Below are 15,735 nucleotides of genomic sequence, written 5' to 3'. Positions count from 1 at the left end.
TTTCCATAATTAACCATCATTTCACAATCAAGTGTTTCTACAAACCAAAATTTATCAGATTTTTCATTTTTAAAATGAAGTGCTTGTATCATAGTTTCCTCCCTTTATCCATATTATTTAATATAAACTATAAAAATTTAGAAATTTTAGAGCTTGAAGGCGCCGCGCTTCCACGCACCCTGGGCGATGTCGATATTGCGGTTATCAACTCAAATTTTGCTTTTAATGCAAATTTAAACCCAATCAAGGATTCGCTATTTTTAGAAAAGGCTGAGGGCAACCCTTACACTAACGTCATTAGCGTTAAAGAAGGCAACGAAAACAGCCCTAAAATCAAGGCGCTAGATAAAGCGATTCAAAGCGAGAAAGTGAAAAAGTTTATCGAGACGCAATATAAAGGCGCAATCATCCCGTCGTTTTAACTTCTCCTCTTTTTAAAATTCGGCGCAGGATTCGCGCCGAATTTGCTAGCATTCGCTATTTTGTTTACTATCTTTTTTTATAATTGCGCGAAATTTACCGAATAAAGGAAAAATAATGAAAAGAATTTTATCTTTCAGCTTTGTTGCCGCTATGGCTATATCTTCGCTTAATGCAGGCGTTTTGGCTACTGCAAAAGACGCGAATATCACTATTACGGATGAGGATGTTGCACCGTTTTTGGCTCAAGGTATGCAGCACGGCGGACAGGAACCAACCGCCGATGAGAAGAAAAAACTAATCGACGATCTAATCAAATACAAACTTCTAATCGCAGAGGCGAAAAAATCAGGCATTGAAAACAGCGACGAATATAAGCATCAGCTAGAGCTTGCTAAAGATGGCATCGCATTTAATCTATGGCAACGCGAACAGGCTAAAGACGTAAGCATCAGCGACGAGGAAGCTAAAAAAATTTATGATGAAAATAAACAGAATTTCATGCAACCAGATTCCGTTACCGCAAGTCATATCTTAGTAGCAGACGAAAAGGCTGCTAAAAACGCGATTGCGAAGCTATCAAAAGTCAAAAAAGAGAATTTAAAAGAGGAATTTAATAAGCTAGCCAAAGAAATTTCAATCGATCCAAGTGCGAAAGAAAACGGTGGCGATTTGGGCTCTTTTGGCAAAGGGATGATGGTGCCGGAGTTTGAAAAAGCGGCGTTTGCGCTAAAAGATGGTGAGATGAGCAAAACGCCGGTAAAGACGCAATTCGGATATCATATAATCTACAAAGAAAGCAGCAAAAAGGCTGAGACTATGCCGTTTGAAAAAGTAAAAGATCTCATCAAAAATCAGCTACTTCCAAGCAAAGTAAACAAAAAAATCGATGACAAGGCTAATGAGCTATTCGGCAAACTAAACATCGAATACGCAAAATAGTTTTAATTTTAAGGCGCGAGGCTATTAAATTTATATGCAAGTTCGCTGCGGCAGTAACTTGTAGGGATAAATTTTAGCCCGCGCCTTTGTTTTATATGCGCTAAATTTTGTGAAATTTTAAGATCACTCTTGTATCGCCGGATTGTTAAATTCTAAATTTATTCGCTCTGTCGATGTTAAATTTTGCGGAATTTTAAGCGCAGCCGGTTTTTCACATTAAATCAAGGAATTCAAATGCTTTCTAATATCGTAAATTTTATCGTAGAATTTGTCGCGGGCTGGGGATACCTTGGCATTTTTGTGATGATGTTTTTAGAAAGCAGCTTCTTTCCCTTCCCAAGTGAAGTCGTGATGATCCCTGCGGGCTATCTGGCCTCAAAATCGCAGATGAGCTTTGTTATAGCATTTGTTTGTGGGCTTGGCGGCAGCATCACCGGCGCGCTGTTTAATTACTATCTATGCTACTTTTTTGGACATAAGATTATCGCTAAATACGGCAAATACGTAGGCATCACCGAGGAGAAATTTGCAAAATTCGAAGCGTTTTTTAACCGCCATGGCGAAATTTCAACGTTTAACTGCCGCCTAATCCCTGGCATCCGTCAATACATCAGCCTTCCTGCGGGGCTTGCAAAGATGAATGTCGCGCGCTTCGTGCTATTTACCGGGCTTGGAGCTGCGATTTGGACACTAATACTAATGAGCTTGGGATATTTCATCGGCGAAAACGAGGAGCTAATCAAGCAAGATCTGCATCTAATTACGATCGCTCTGTTCGCCGTCGTCATTATAATCTCGCTCCTATATATTTATTTTATAAAACGCAAAAAATAGTTTCACGCCAGTAAATACAAATACAATGAAAAATTCCATTTTATCGCCTTTAAGTTCAAATTTTTCAAATTATAATTTAAGCTAAACAAGAATTTTTATAATTTCACTTTCATAATCTGCGTGCAATACGATATTTCTATTAAAGTGTAATTATGCCTTAGTAGCGAATTCCAAAATATTTTTTAAGTAAAATTCTATTTAAAGCCTTAAACAATCATACTAATTTCTAAATTTTAATTTTTCGTTACGTTTTAAGCTGCTTTTAATACTAAAAGCTTTAAAATTCCATTAACAATTTCAACGAAAGGACTTATTATGGCAAAGACCAGAAAAGAACACGATTTCATCGGAGAATTAGAAATTTCCGACGATTTTTACTACGGTGTGCAAACATTTAGGGCACTAGAGAACTTCCATCTAAGCGGACGAGCGCTCAAAGACTATCCGTTTTTTATCAAGGCATTTGCACAAATCAAAAAAGCAGCTGCGCTAGCCAATAAAGAGGTCGGAGTCCTAGACGCACAAAAAGCCGATGCGATTGCAAAAGCTTGCGACAGGCTCATCGCAGGAGAGTTCAGAGATCAATTCGTAGTCGATATGATCCAAGGTGGCGCCGGAACTTCAACGAATATGAATACCAACGAGGTCATTACTAACATTGCCTTAGAGAGCATGGGACATAAAAAGGGCGAATACCAATACCTCCATCCAAACGACCACACAAATTTGGGTCAAAGCACCAACGATACCTATCCTAGCTCGATCAAAGTCGCCGCTTACGCCAAGCTAACCGATCTATTAAAAGCTATGGAAAATTTGAAAAAAGAGCTTGAAGTTAAAGCCAAAGAATACAAAGATGTCATCAAAATGGGAAGGACAGAGCTTGAGGATGCCGTCCCTACTACTCTTGGAAATACTTTCAACGCTTTTGCTACCTACATCAAAACCGATATCGCGCTTATCAAAGCTGCTAGAGAGTCGATGACTTACCTAAATATGGGCGCTACGGCGATTGGTACGGGCATCAACTGCCACCCTGATTACAAAAACGTAGTCGAGAAAAAACTGGGCGAGATCACCGGCGTTAAATTTAAAGCCGCGGAGGACTTCATCGCCGCCACACAAGACACTGCGGACTTCGTCCACGTTAGCGGCGCGTTAAAAACAGCAGCCGTCCGCCTAAGCAAAATCGCAAACGACCTACGTCTTATGAACTCCGGTCCTAGATGCGGACTAGGCGAAATCGAGCTTCCTAAGATGCAACCGGGTAGCTCCATCATGCCGGGCAAAGTAAATCCAGTCATCGCTGAGGTCGTAGGCGAGGCTTGCTATGAGGTAATCGGTAACGACGTGACTATTATGCTTTGCTCTGAGCGCGGAGAATTCGAGCTTAATGCGTTTGAGCCTGGCATCGCATATGCGTTATTTAACTCGATCGTGCTTTTGGAAAATGCGATGAATACACTAGCTGAAAAAGCTATCAAACATCTAAAAGCAAACCCTGAAGCTTGCCTAAAATCGGTGTTAAATTCCGTCGGTATCGTTACTGCATTCAATCCATACATCGGCTACGAAAAATCCGCAAGTATCGCCAAAGAGGCACTTCAGACCGGAAAATCCGTCGGCGAAATCTGCCTAGAGCGCGGATATTTGAAAAAAGAGGAGATCGATAAGATCCTAGAGCCTAAATCTATGCTCAACCCACATATGAGCAAAAAATAGTTTCAAACTAGGTGCGGCGCGGAATTTCGTCGGTTAATTTAATAGGCGAAATTCCGCAAAGTAGAATTCTAAATAGATAAAATTGATCGTGCAGAATTCCGTAGATGCAGAATTTCATCAAGTTAGATTTAGCTTCCGTGGAGTAAAATTTCACTTGCGAAATTTTAGGATAAAATTCCGCATAGAATTCCAACCACTGAATTATAAAGATAATTCGGATTTTACCTGCTGAAATCTTTAGAATTCTGCGCGCCGTTAAAAAAATTACTTTATAAGGAGTTTTGCAATGGACTTTATGGTGATATTGCAATTTATCGTTTTGCTAGGCGGCATCTACCTAGGCGTTAAGCTAGGCGGCATGGGCGTCGGTTATGCAGGCGGCTTGGGCGTTGTCGTCCTAGCCATTTTGGGTATGAAGGTCGATATGAAGGATATCCCGATTGACGTTATCCTAATTATCGCATCGGTAATCTCCGCGATTACGGCGCTGCAAGTCGCAGGCGGACTTGATTATTTGGTTCAGGTAGCATCTAAAATTTTAAGGAAAAATCCTAAGCAGATCAACTTCCTAGCGCCTATCGTTACCTATCTACTTACGATACTTGCGGGCACCGGACATACTGCATTTTCTATGATCCCGGTTATCGTCGAGGTCGCAAAGACGCAGAACATCAAACCTTCCGCTCCTCTTGCGCTCTCGGTCGTTTCATCTCAGGTAGCGATCACTGCGAGCCCTATTTCAGCGGCGTTCGTCGCCATGAGCGGCTTGTGCGAGAAGCTAGGCGTTAGCTATCCTAAGCTTTTGTTTATCTGCATCTCTACTACCTTCGTAGCTATGATCATCACGGCTTTCATCGTAAATAAATTCTACGATCTCGATCTTTCAAAAGACCCTGTTTACAAAGAGAGACTTTCAAAAGGTCTTGTAGCCGAGATCAAAGCCGAGGAGTATAAAGAGCCGAAGCCTTACGCGAAAAGATCGGTTGCGATATTTGCCGTCGGTGTTTTGATCGTCGTTTGCTATGCGCTTGCGATCTCAAAGAGCGTCGGCTTGGTAGAAAAACCGATCCTTTCAAGAGATAGCGCGATCATCAGCTTCATGCTAACTATCGGCTTTCTTATCGCTGTTTTGTGCAAGATCGATACGGGCAAACTGCTCTCTACCAGCACTTTCCAAAGCGGTATGAATGCGTGCATCTGCGTCATCGGTATAGCATGGCTCGGTACTACTTTCGTAAACGGTCACATCGACAGTATCAAAGAGGTAGCTAAAAACGTTGTTACGCAGTATCCTTTCGTACTAGCCGTCGCGCTATATTTCCTAAGCTGCTTACTATACTCGCAAGCTGCGACTACAAAGGTTATGATGCCTGCCGTTGCCGCTGCGCTTGGAATGACCAGCCCTGAAAATTCCGGTCAAATTTGGATCTTAGTCGCATCGTTCGCAGCCGTTTCAGGCTTGTTCGTGCTCCCTACCTATCCTACGACGCTCGGCGCGATCGCTATGGACGATACCGGAACGACTAGAGTCGGTAAATTTGTATTTAACCACTCATTCTTCCTTCCGGGAACCATTATGGTTGCGCTTTCGGTCGCTCTAGGATTTTTAGTAGCTCCTGCGCTAATCTAAGATTAGTATTCCTTTCATTTGCGCCGAATTTTTCGGCGCATTTTTCATACCATTTAAAATTTTTAATACAATCTAATAGATAAAATTCTATCGATTTTGGGGTCTGCCATATTTGCTTATAAATTTAACTTCTAATCGCATGCAAAAAACTACAAGTCTTCCGGTAGTATTTGAGTGGAAGTAAAATTTTATTTGAAATTTCATACCCATATTATGCTAGATGATAAATCAAAATTTCAGCCAAAAAACATATAATGTAAGAAATTTAAAACAAGGATAAAATATGAAAAATCTCATCATCATCGCTCATCCCGATATGGCAAGCTCGCACGCAAACAAGGCGTGGCGCGAGGTAGCCAAAAAGCAAGCTGATAAATTTGATATTCACGAAATTTACGCCGCTTATCCGAACGGCAAAATAGACGTAGCGCGCGAGCAGGAGTTACTTTTAAGCCACGATAAAATTATCATTCAGTTTCCACTTTATTGGTACAGCTATCCGCCGCTTTTAAAGCGATGGTTCGACGATGTATTTGCCTACGGCTGGGCTTACGGCAGCACCGGCGACAAGCTAAAAGGTAAAGAATTCGCCCTAGCGATCACTATCGGCGATGAGCGAAACAACTATAAAAAAGACGGCACGATCGGATTTGACATAGAGGAAGTTATCACGCCTTTTAAATGCGCGATGAATTTTACAGGCGCCAAGCTGCTGCCGTGCCACTTTGGCTATGGATTTTCATTTCATCCAGATAGCGAATATATCGCAAAAAGTGTAGAAAAATACGAAGAATTTTTAGCAAAATTTTAAAATTTACAAAGGCAAAATCGCTTTTTTAGTCGCGAAATTTTATTTTAAAAAGTGGCGGATGAAGATCGTCTCGTTTCATCCGCTCTGCTTGGCACGCTTCCTGGATCGCTATTTTTGCGTTGCACACGCAGCCTGCTGACATAATCTCCCACCCTTTTGATCGTAAATTTTACTCCACCTCCCTAATGGCGCAAAATTTACGTTAAAATTTATACGAAATTGCCGTATGAAGTATGCTTTAGTGCAGCCATATAAAAATCAATGAGCATAAAATTTTACCTAAAAATTTGCACCCGCTCGCAATAATACTCGTCTTAAATTTCCACAAAGCGCTAAAAATCTATGCACGTTCGCCGCAGCACTCAACTCAAATCCTTCGCTAAATTAATTAAATGTGTAAAGTCGCGCGTTCACTATAACGCTACCGGACTTGTATGCGCTGTATATGAGCCCGCCAAGCTCATCCTCATCAATGTCAAAACAACAATCACTCATCTTGCTAGAAAGTGCGTCAGCTGGCAGGTATCAAGGAGAGTTACTGCGAAAGCGGTGCAAAATACGATACCTCCGCGCCGAGCTGCTTAGTGCTTGCTGCTCTGCGTGCGCAAACCCAAGATCCAAAAAGAGATTTAAAGTAAAGTAGCGCCTACCACCCTACGCGCGTGCAAACAGCTCAAAGCTGCCAAAAAGTTTGCGCTTACTTCGCCACTGAGCGCAATTTACCTATTGCGCAGTTATTAATACTTTCAGATTTCAACCTGTTCGCTTTTACTTTCCGTCTTTTAAATGCCTGCGCGCAGCTAGCTGCAAAGACGTATTCGCTGGATATACCTTGTAGCTCGCCCCCCCATGCCCTCGATAAAAATCTGCCGTAATTTATGTAGATATTTGACAGCAGGATCGTTTGGATGCGATCTTTCATATGAAGCCTAAAAGCGCTACGCCGATACAGATACTCGCGCTGTTTTTCTCGCTCTGCGCGCGCTGCCTACGTCGCTGCGGTCACAATTTTTCTGATACGACACCTAAAGACAACCTATCACCAAAACTACCGAAAAGCTTTTAGTCTTGTTTTTTTGCTTTAGAATTTAGTCTCAATCAGTTCTTTGCTAAGGTAAGGCTTCCATACGTTTGGTATATCAGCTCATCCACGCGGAATTTAGTTAAATTTATTTGGATTCCTAAAGACGCGGCAACTTACATCGCACCCGCATTTCAGATAACTGCGAAATTTCGCCACTACATTGTAAAGAGTTAAATTCTATCAGGTAGATTTATTAAAAATTTTAAGAGCAGCAGAAATAGCAATAGATGATTAATGCTTTTCTATATAGATACCGCCGCCAATTTTTAACAAAAAGATATCCATTAAATTTACGCTCTTTAAATTAGCCAGCAAAAGCTTAAATTTCACAAGGTTTCCTGTGAAAGCAAACCCCGCAATACTTCATTAAGCAGCGCAAAAGCCGCTTTAAATTTTATCCTGCGACGCGATTTACCCAGATCAAAAACTCATCGCTCGGGTTCTCGTCGTCCAAATGCGCGGGCGTGACGAGCTCAAGCGCAGTTTGCGGGATCGTCGTTTTAAACGTCTGTGTTACCCACTGCTGAAATTTCAGGTTTGGATGCACGATAAAGTCGTCGCTGTTTGGCGGCGCGCTAAAATCCTCGTCCCAGCAGATTTCATCGTATCCGATCGCAAGCAATCGCAAAAAATCAAGCCCGCTACGAGCCAAAACGCAGGTCATCGTCGAGCCCGAGCCGGAGCCCATATGTACGATCTTCGTCTCGCCCGCATCGTCCAGCCATAGCGCGCACATCGAGCCCTCCGAGCCGCTGCCTGCGAACACGCAAAGCCGCTGCTTGATCTCCGCGGCAAGCTCGCGATCCTCGCCGTAAAACCAATACCTTAGCTCCTCGTCGCGATTTTTCGGCTCATCCGTGGAAAATACGATGTCGGTGCCGCCCTCGCGCTCATCGTCGCTCCAGCTCTGCTGCAGCCGATCTTGCGGGTAGAGATAGCCGCGTCTGCGCCCGCCCGCGTCGTCATAAAAGCCGTTTGCCTCGATCCACGCATAAAGCGCCTCAAGCTCGCTCGGCACGCGCATACCCTGCGGTAATGCCTCGCGCAGCTGCGCTAGTAATAAATTTTCCACGATCGCTCCTTTTGCTAAATTTGCCGCTCAAATTTTACTGCGTTTCGGCTAAATTTACGGATATTTTCTAAATATCTGCGGCGTTTTATGCGCCCCGTCGCCGCAAGCGTAAATCGGGCTTTTAAAATTTAGCTGATTTTCGTTGCGATACGCACGCGGCGGCGCGAGCGCATATTTGAAAAAAGTATGATAATTTTAAGTAGAAAAATGCGTAAAATTTTACGACCTAAATTTTACTATTTTAAGGTTTCTTTGCTTTTTTGCAGAAATTTACGGTTTTAAATTTAGCTCACCGCAAAGAGTAAAATTTTAGCGATATCTATAAATTTAAAATTTCCCGCGCCTTTTGTTTGCATACCTCAAATTTTTGCTCAAACTCCGCGCGCCTTTGCAGCTCGTTTTTCGCCCCCATTTTGGTGTATCCCGAGCCTCGCTCCAGAAAATATACGTAGCTCGTATTCTAAAATTTCGTTATAAACGGCACTTTGTCATTATTAAATTTACAAATTTTGCCGCCGTCTGACTAACGGGCGAAATTTCGTCTAAATTCCAAGCTCGGCTCTTACGAGCGCTTCGTTTTGCGGCGTCAAAAAGCCCGCGATATCCTGCCACATCGAGTGAAAGCCGTATCCGTCATCTATCATCTCGCTGCGCGCGGCGTCCAGGCTCCAGCCCTGATAGATCACGCGGTACATCGCCACCACAAGTCCCGTGCGATCGGCTCCGTGATAGCAGTGCACGAGCACGGCGCCCTCCTTTTGGCGCTCGCGAATGGTGCGCAAGACGTCCGCGATCTGCGCGGGCTTACTCCTGGCTTTGAAGCGGCTTGTTTGCGAGCCAAAATTGGTCCCCAAACGCCCTTTTGTCGCCGCCTCTGCTAAAATGGCGCAGATTTACGATGCTTTTGATGCCAAGCTCGTGCAGCTTTGCGGCGTAGCTTCCATCAAGCTGAGCGCTGCGAAATAGCCGCTCGTCCACGCGGTAGAAATTTTTTGCTTCATCGATAAGGGTTGCTTTTTGTGATAAGTTTGGGTTTGTACCGCTCGCTGCGGTATCTGTATTTTTAGAATGCGCGTTTTGAAATTTGGCGTCTTTTGCGTCTGCGAGATTTTGTTCCGCGCCGCTCGTTTTTCTAAAATTTATGGAATTCGCTTCTGTCACAAGCTCCGCATTTACGCCGGTCGCAAAGCAAAATACAGCCGCTAGTGCAAGGGTTTTAAATTTCAAATTTCATCCTTTAAATTTGGCTAAATTTTATGATTTTTGTAAAATTTGACGCTAGACAGGTCAAAATGCAAAATGGCAAGCGCGCCTAAATTTAACGCAAAATTTGAGCGTCAAACCCGCCAAAATCGCCGCTAAATTTTGCCGCAAGGCCGCAAGCCGCGCCGTTAAAATCAAAATTTCGTTTCAAATTTCCCCGTTCCCGCCCTCGGTATCGCTAGATCAGTACGCGGTAGTTACATTGCGTAGTTACATTGCCCTTGTAAATTTACTGAAAATAAATCGTAAAAGGGGTGCGCCGTTTCCGCGAGCGCTGCCATAATTTTTTGTACTCGCCCCTTGCGATACTTACCCGAAATTTTAATTTTCACGAAATTCTTTCAAATTTCGCCGCTAAATTTGACGATTTAGTCGATCAGATCGGTCTGCCAGTTCGCGCCTTGCAGCGTCGTGTCTAGCTGTCTTATCTGCTTTGCTAGCTCGTCCACCTGCTTTTGCAGTGCCGCGACGTCGACCGTGCTTAGGATTTTAATCTCGCTGCGCGAATAAATCTCCACTTTTTGCGCAGCAGCTTGCGCGAAAGCCCGCAATGCACCCGCTTTTAGCGTGAGTACGTCGCGCTTGGCGATTAGCTCGGTTAGGCTCTTGCCGTCCGCTTTTGCGGTGCAGTTGGTTAAATTTATCCGAACTATCAGGCGCTCAAGCTCGCCCGTGAGCGCATCCAGCTCGGCTAGCAACGCCTTTGGCTCTTCGCTAGGCTTTTCTCCCTCTTGCACCTTTGCGTTATCTGCGAGCCTTGATTTTAACTGTTCGATGCGTTTTTGTATGTCGGCGCGCAGTATCAGCGCCTCGGCTAGTTTCATTTTCGTCCTTTTTAAAATTTATTTGCCGCCGCCAAGTTGTCGATCTTGTCCGTAGTGCGGTGAATACGGGCCGTAAAGCAAGCATTTGTTGCAGTTCTGGCCCAGTAGTATCGCATCTGCGCTCGCAGAGAGCTTGTATCCCGCATCGGTGATCGTATCGCCAACCTGCTTAATGACAGCGGAGATCAGCATGCCTACAAGATCGTTACTGCCCCTGCTTGAGTCATCGCTTACCTGCGCCGAGCCCTCCCAGAGCGTCGCGCCGCTTCGCAAATCCACAAGTTTGGCATTGACCGCCACTACGTTCGTGCTTTTGATAAGCATATACGAAGTGCCGTATTTGACGACGTTCAGATACAGCACGGCGTCCGCGCCGAAAATCTGTCTTAGCTTGTGCGCAGAGACGTTTTGGATCTCGCTCGCTTCGTAAATTCCGTTATTTTTGAAGGTCTCATGCACGAGCGCAGGCGAAAATACGTAATAGCCCGCCTCGCTTAGCGGATAGATCGCGTTGGCAAGCACGGCAGCACCTGCATCCACTTCGGTTGTTTCGTTTGTCGGCATCAGCACCAAAATCGATCGCGGCTTAGCCTGCTGAAGCGCCGAGTAATCGTAAATTTCAGGCTCGCTTAGAGCGCACGCGTTAAAAAACAGCGCCACGAATACGCTAAAAATCGCTATTTGAGCTTTATTTTTCATTTTTTAGCCTTTTTATTCGTTTTGCTGCCCTGCTTTGCGGCAGCTTTACCTTGCTTTGCAGAGGCCGTTTTGGCGGCTTCGCGTCCGCTTGGTCCTTGAGCTTTATCGGCGCCCGGCTTAGCCGCAGCCTCCGCTTTTTTAAGCGCGGCGGGGTTTGTAACGAAGGTCAAAAACGGCTTTGATTCAGGGAAGGCCTGAGCTTCTTTATCGAAATTCTCTCTCGCCCTCGCGCCGTTACCCGCGCTTAGATACAAAAGCCCCAGATGCGAATAAAGCCCCGGCGGGACTTTGAGTCCCTTTTCGTATGCTTTTTGGATAGATTTTTCAAGCGCTTCGATCTGCTCGCCTACGTCGCCTTCCTGCTTTATATACTGATAGGTCGAGTCCGTGTAGCTGCCGTCCCAGTAATAAATTTGATTCCGGCTCCCGCCGCCGCAGCCGCAAAAGATCACGGCCGCAGCAACAAGAGCAAGAGCGCTGCTCGCTTTCAAATTTAATCCTTATCTCACTTTAAACGCGCCGTTTTCAAGGCCGTTTACGAGATTATTGACCGCTTCGATGATCGCTAGGCTTAGCACTTTGCCGTTTAGCGTCGAATCATAGCCCGCAGTGCCGCCGAAACCTAGCACTTCGCGATTTGACAGCTCGTACTCGCCCGCGCCCTGAGTCGAAAAGACCACCTCGGACGTTCTAACATCAACGATGTTTAAATTTACTTTAGAATACGCAGTTTGGGTCTTTCCCTTGCCTAAAATTCCAAATAGCTGATGATCTCCGGTCGTCTTGCGGCCAAACTCAGTCACGTCGCCGGTGATAACATATCTGGCGCCTTTTAAGTTTTGTGCGCTTTTGGAGATTGCGCTTTCCTCTTTGATAGCGCGCATATTCGTGCGATCAAGCACCGAGAAACGTCCCGTTTGCTGTAAGCTTGAGATCAAAATCGTCTGCGCTTGATTGCCCAGTCTATCCTCACCGTCGGAGAACACGCCGTTGTTGTAAGAGGATTGGTTGTTAAAGCGTCCTACCGACACGGCGATCCGCTCGCCAGAGTAATTGGTATTTAGACTCGCTACCGTAGGGGTTTGCACTACGCGAGAGCTTTCTTTCGCGCATCCGCTAAATAGCGCCAGCACCGAAGCTGCAATAACGGCAGCCGATATGGTTTTTTTGAAATTCATTCTTTACTCCTTGAAAAAATTTACGTATAATATCTCATTGTTTCTTAAAATTTTATGTATAAATTTAAGCGCATAAATTTAGCAAAACGGGAGCGATGATGCTTAATATTTTACTGGTCGAAGACGATGAGGCTTTGAGCTCGGCGATAAGAGAAAAGCTGCTTGATGAGGGCTTTAGCGTGAGCTGCGCCTTCGATGGCAAGCAGGCAGCAGAGGCGCTGGATGAGGCGCACTTCGATCTGATCATCTCGGACGTGATGATGCCTAAGATGGACGGCTTTGAGCTTAGCAGATACGTTAGGCGCGACGGCAAGAGCCAGCCGATACTGATTATAACGGCAAAAAGTGAGATCGAGGATATGCAGACGGGCTTTAAAAGCGGCGCGGACGATTATATGAGCAAGCCGATAAATTTAAAAGAGCTCGTGCTGCGCGTGCATGCGCTGCTAAGACGCGCAAAGATCGCGAACGAAAAGCGACTTCTCATCGGCGGAAGCGAGCTTGACTATGATACGCTTAGCGTCCGCACCGAAGGCGAGCGTATAAGCCTAGCGCCGAAGGAATTTCGTCTTTTGTTTTTGCTGCTAAGCTACGCGGGCAGAATTTTTACGAGATTTGAGATAATGAGCGAAATTTGGGGTTACGAAACGGACAGCGACGAGCGCGTCGTCGATACGCACGTCAAAAAGCTGCGGGCGAAATTTGAAAACTCCAAGGACTTTGAGATAATCACCGTGCGCGGGCTCGGCTACAAAGCGGTAAAAAAGGAGCGAGCGTGAAAAAATACCTCATCAGCCTCAAAAGCTTCATCGCGTTTTACTCTTCGCTCGCATTCGGCGTGATAAATTTCATCGTCTGCTTTGCGGTTTGCATGCTTTTTTACATAGGCATCGGCGGCAAGATCGGCGGGTTTTGGGACGGAGTGGCGCTGTGCGCGATCATCTGCTTAATCACGATGGCGTTAAATTTTACCCTGCTTTACTTCGGGCTTAAAATTTTATTCCGCCCGATCAAGCGGCTACTAGGCGCGATTACCGCGATCGCAAACGGCGATTTTGAGGCGCGCGCCGAGCGCAAGATACATAGGCGCCGCACTGATTACCTCTATATGCACGAGCTGGACGAGCTTGTAGTAAACGTCAATAAAATGGCGCAGAAGCTGCAAAAGCACGAGCAGCTACAAAAGGAGTTCGTCTCAAACGTCTCGCACGAGATGAAAACGCCGATCTCCTCGATCGCCGCGTTAAGCGAGATGATAGAGGGCGGCGTGAGCGAGGAGCGCGCGGTGCGATACGCAGCCTCGATCGGCGCGGAAGCAAATCGCCTAAGCAAGCTCTGCAGCGACATGCTAAAGCTAACGAGACTTGATAGCGGCGCGGCGGTGCGCCTAGATGAAGCGGTACGTATTGACGAGCAGCTGCGGCAATGCATCATCTCGCTGAGCCAAAGCTACGAAGGGCACGAGTTTGAGCTAGATTTATCGCCGCTTAGCGTGCGATCAAACACGGGGCTATTAAATCAAATTTGGCGAAATTTAATCGAAAACGCGCTTAAGTACTCGCGCCAGGGCGGTAAAATTTTCGTCCGTTGCCGCGCTTGCGATGGCTTTGCGCAGGTGATCTTAAAAGACGAGGGCATCGGCATCGCGCGCGAGAAGCTGGATAAAATTTTTGACCGATTTTATCAGTGCGAGGAATCGCATAAGGAGCTAGGCAGCGGGCTTGGGCTTAGCATCGTACGCAGAGCGCTCGATATTTTAGGCGGGCAGATCGAATACGAAAGCGAACCGGGCGTCGGAACCGAGGCGCGCGTTAAAATTCCGCTTTAAATTTTAAATTAAGACGGTGCGGATGATCTGCGTCTTGCAATTCGTAGCTCGTCGTAAAATTTCGCCCCACAGACGCAAGTCGCGCCGATGCAAGCTTTGACGATATGGGCCCTGACGGCGCAAGCTACGCCGATGCAAGCTTTGACGGCGTAAAAAAGCGCGGGCGTGTCGCGCGCCGCATTCACATAAAATTCTGCTTTAAATTTTATATCGATTTGCCGCGGACGCCTCGCGCGCCGCGACGAGGTCGGAATTCTGCTTTAAATTTACCGCGCGCTGCGACTTTGCCGCCCTTTACGACTTTACCGCGCATTACGGCGGGCGGCAGGCTCGCTTAAATTTGCCGCGCCTTAACGCAGACGGCCGAATTTTGCCTAAAGCCTGCCGCCGCTCGCTCGTGCTTTGCAACGAACGGAGAAATTTTATCCTAATTTTTAAAAGACACATTAAGAACACAATCATCTTATATAATCCCGCTCATAGATCGATCGGGTACGCCCCTAGCGGCCCGAGTCTGCAAATAAATAAAATTAAAAACAAAGGAGAAGCGATGAATACGACCGTACTTCACTCAGTGCTAGCGATAGAGGCCATTTTATGGGGGCTTTTATCAGCCGTGATTATAGGTGCGTAAATTTTGCGCTTTGAGCTCGGCGATCCGCCGAAATATTTATAAAATTTACGAAATTTGCGCCCCGCTTCGCATCCGCTGCGAAAAGAGGCGCATCCTCGCTAACTATCTAAACTAAAATTTAATCGGCTCACTGCGTACACGCAAGTCCCGCTGCTAGCCGTTTTTGCGCGCAACCTCGCCGTAGACAAGCCAGCCGCGCGATCTTAAATCAATAAAATTCCCAGATACTACAAACGGACGAACGAGCCTATTTCGCCTCATTTCGTCCGCGCCTTTTGCAATATGTGCCCGCTCGCAAAACAGCTTACGATAGGAAAATGATTTGAACGGCGCAAATTTTTAAATACGCAACCCACTCCCGGGCGCGCAAATTTACACTATTGCCGCTAAGCGATTTTTAAAAGCTCTCAAGCTAAAATTTATTCCGATCTAAGATCAAATTTAAACTCAACCAAGACGGCGAAAATTTTACAAAAGACGCCGCAAGAGGCGAAATCTCAAAGGAGCCTAGCGTGAAAAGATTGATAAATTTTCTGAGGCGCATTTGCGCGGACCTGCTTGCAGGCAGAGCGCTGCTGCATCCGATCCTGCTTACGGTCGCATTTTTAGCGGCGAAATTCGGCACGCTATATATCATAGATCAAAAAATTTTAGAAAGCGGCTATAATTTGGGGATATTTGGAGAATTTGCTTATTACATATTTTTCGATTTTGTCGCAGGCGCCTTTTTTATAATACTTTGTGCGCACGTCATCTACGCAACATCCAAAGTCCAATCACTTAAAATTTTGCGC

The 15,735-nt window shown here is 45.6% G+C and carries 16 protein-coding genes and 1 pseudogene; 9 read left to right on the top strand and 8 right to left on the bottom strand.

Annotation, left to right across the window (positions count from 1 at the left end):
* Positions 1 to 125 precede the first annotated feature (125 nt).
* From Q0605_RS00150 to Q0605_RS00125, 6 genes and pseudogenes are all read left to right on the top strand, one after another.
* Positions 126 to 422 (top strand): annotated as a pseudogene (locus Q0605_RS00150) (MetQ/NlpA family ABC transporter substrate-binding protein); the annotation flags it as partial.
* A 115-nt stretch (positions 423 to 537) separates the two neighbouring features.
* Positions 538 to 1,362 (top strand): peptidylprolyl isomerase, encoded by an 825-nt coding sequence (locus Q0605_RS00145; RefSeq protein WP_291936931.1) that lies wholly within the window; start codon positions 538 to 540, stop codon positions 1,360 to 1,362.
* Between the two features lie 234 nt (positions 1,363 to 1,596).
* On the top strand, positions 1,597 to 2,196 hold the full coding sequence (locus Q0605_RS00140) for a DedA family protein (protein WP_298703185.1): 600 nt from the start codon (positions 1,597 to 1,599) through the stop codon (positions 2,194 to 2,196).
* Positions 2,197 to 2,511: 315 nt separating this feature from the next.
* Positions 2,512 to 3,918, top strand: a complete 1,407-nt coding sequence (locus Q0605_RS00135; RefSeq protein WP_005870686.1) for an aspartate ammonia-lyase — start codon at positions 2,512 to 2,514, stop codon at positions 3,916 to 3,918.
* Positions 3,919 to 4,204: 286 nt separating this feature from the next.
* Entirely contained in the window at positions 4,205 to 5,548 is a 1,344-nt protein-coding gene (locus Q0605_RS00130) for an anaerobic C4-dicarboxylate transporter (protein WP_291936921.1), read from the top strand.
* A 283-nt stretch (positions 5,549 to 5,831) separates the two neighbouring features.
* Positions 5,832 to 6,359, top strand: coding sequence for an NAD(P)H-dependent oxidoreductase (locus Q0605_RS00125; protein WP_298703183.1), 528 nt, complete (start codon positions 5,832 to 5,834; stop codon positions 6,357 to 6,359).
* Between the two features lie 1,478 nt (positions 6,360 to 7,837).
* On the opposite strand, the gene Q0605_RS00120 is transcribed toward Q0605_RS00125, so the two are convergent.
* The 7 genes from Q0605_RS00120 to Q0605_RS00090 all read right to left on the bottom strand — a co-directional run bounded on the left by Q0605_RS00120 (position 7,838) and on the right by Q0605_RS00090 (position 12,479).
* Positions 7,838 to 8,515, bottom strand: coding sequence for an SMI1/KNR4 family protein (locus Q0605_RS00120; protein ID WP_298703181.1), 678 nt, complete (start codon positions 8,513 to 8,515; stop codon positions 7,838 to 7,840).
* Between the two features lie 542 nt (positions 8,516 to 9,057).
* The gene (locus Q0605_RS00115; protein WP_298703179.1) at positions 9,058 to 9,369 is read right to left on the bottom strand and encodes a tyrosine-protein phosphatase; all 312 of its coding nucleotides are present in this window, start codon (positions 9,367 to 9,369) and stop codon (positions 9,058 to 9,060) included.
* A complete protein-coding gene (locus tag Q0605_RS00110) occupies positions 9,320 to 9,742 on the bottom strand; it encodes a hypothetical protein (RefSeq protein WP_298703177.1) in 423 nt (140 codons plus the stop codon). Before Q0605_RS00110 ends, Q0605_RS00115 begins: the two co-directional genes overlap by 50 nt.
* A 404-nt stretch (positions 9,743 to 10,146) precedes the next feature.
* A complete protein-coding gene (locus Q0605_RS00105; protein WP_298703175.1) occupies positions 10,147 to 10,602 on the bottom strand; it encodes a DIP1984 family protein in 456 nt (151 codons plus the stop codon).
* An 18-nt stretch (positions 10,603 to 10,620) separates the two neighbouring features.
* The gene (locus Q0605_RS00100) at positions 10,621 to 11,301 is read right to left on the bottom strand and encodes a DUF799 domain-containing protein (protein ID WP_298703173.1); all 681 of its coding nucleotides are present in this window, start codon (positions 11,299 to 11,301) and stop codon (positions 10,621 to 10,623) included.
* Positions 11,298 to 11,792 (bottom strand): DUF4810 domain-containing protein, encoded by a 495-nt coding sequence (locus Q0605_RS00095; RefSeq protein WP_298703171.1) that lies wholly within the window; start codon positions 11,790 to 11,792, stop codon positions 11,298 to 11,300. Before Q0605_RS00095 ends, Q0605_RS00100 begins: the two co-directional genes overlap by 4 nt.
* Before the next feature lie 9 nt (positions 11,793 to 11,801).
* Positions 11,802 to 12,479, bottom strand: coding sequence for a CsgG/HfaB family protein (locus Q0605_RS00090; RefSeq protein WP_297902493.1), 678 nt, complete (start codon positions 12,477 to 12,479; stop codon positions 11,802 to 11,804).
* A gap of 98 nt (positions 12,480 to 12,577) precedes the next feature.
* Between Q0605_RS00090 and Q0605_RS00085 the strand changes: the two genes are divergently transcribed.
* Both Q0605_RS00085 and Q0605_RS00080 read left to right on the top strand, forming a co-directional pair.
* On the top strand, positions 12,578 to 13,258 hold the full coding sequence (locus Q0605_RS00085; RefSeq protein WP_298703168.1) for a response regulator transcription factor: 681 nt from the start codon (positions 12,578 to 12,580) through the stop codon (positions 13,256 to 13,258).
* Positions 13,255 to 14,307: a HAMP domain-containing sensor histidine kinase gene (locus Q0605_RS00080; protein WP_298703166.1), complete on the top strand. Its 1,053-nt coding sequence runs from the start codon at positions 13,255 to 13,257 to the stop codon at positions 14,305 to 14,307. The genes Q0605_RS00085 and Q0605_RS00080 overlap by 4 nt, the downstream gene beginning before the upstream one ends.
* 8 nt (positions 14,308 to 14,315) lie before the next feature.
* Here Q0605_RS00080 and Q0605_RS00075 read toward each other — a convergent pair whose 3' ends face one another.
* A complete protein-coding gene (locus tag Q0605_RS00075) occupies positions 14,316 to 14,492 on the bottom strand; it encodes a hypothetical protein (protein WP_298703165.1) in 177 nt (58 codons plus the stop codon).
* 961 nt (positions 14,493 to 15,453) lie between these two features.
* On the opposite strand from Q0605_RS00075, the gene Q0605_RS00070 reads away from it, so the two are divergent.
* Positions 15,454 to 15,735 (top strand): hypothetical protein (locus Q0605_RS00070; RefSeq protein ID WP_298703163.1); only part of this gene is annotated, 282 nt, incomplete at its 3' end.

The organism is uncultured Campylobacter sp. (assembly GCF_938017705.1).
GTDB lineage: Bacteria > Campylobacterota > Campylobacteria > Campylobacterales > Campylobacteraceae > Campylobacter_B.
Note: the sequence above shows the minus strand (reverse complement) of the source record. Positions and strands in the feature narration are given on the sequence as shown.

Coding starts and splice junctions, on each gene's coding strand:
- Q0605_RS00140 (WP_298703185.1), top strand. CDS start 1,597: ATGCTTTCTAATATCGTAAATTTTATCGTAGAATTTGTCGCGGGCTGG.
- Q0605_RS00135 (WP_005870686.1), top strand. CDS start 2,512: ATGGCAAAGACCAGAAAAGAACACGATTTCATCGGAGAATTAGAAATT.
- Q0605_RS00085 (WP_298703168.1), top strand. CDS start 12,578: ATGCTTAATATTTTACTGGTCGAAGACGATGAGGCTTTGAGCTCGGCG.
- Q0605_RS00100 (WP_298703173.1), bottom strand. CDS start 11,301: ATGAAAAATAAAGCTCAAATAGCGATTTTTAGCGTATTCGTGGCGCTG.
- Q0605_RS00145 (WP_291936931.1), top strand. CDS start 538: ATGAAAAGAATTTTATCTTTCAGCTTTGTTGCCGCTATGGCTATATCT.
- Q0605_RS00105 (WP_298703175.1), bottom strand. CDS start 10,602: ATGAAACTAGCCGAGGCGCTGATACTGCGCGCCGACATACAAAAACGC.
- Q0605_RS00090 (WP_297902493.1), bottom strand. CDS start 12,479: ATGAATTTCAAAAAAACCATATCGGCTGCCGTTATTGCAGCTTCGGTG.
- Q0605_RS00130 (WP_291936921.1), top strand. CDS start 4,205: ATGGACTTTATGGTGATATTGCAATTTATCGTTTTGCTAGGCGGCATC.
- Q0605_RS00125 (WP_298703183.1), top strand. CDS start 5,832: ATGAAAAATCTCATCATCATCGCTCATCCCGATATGGCAAGCTCGCAC.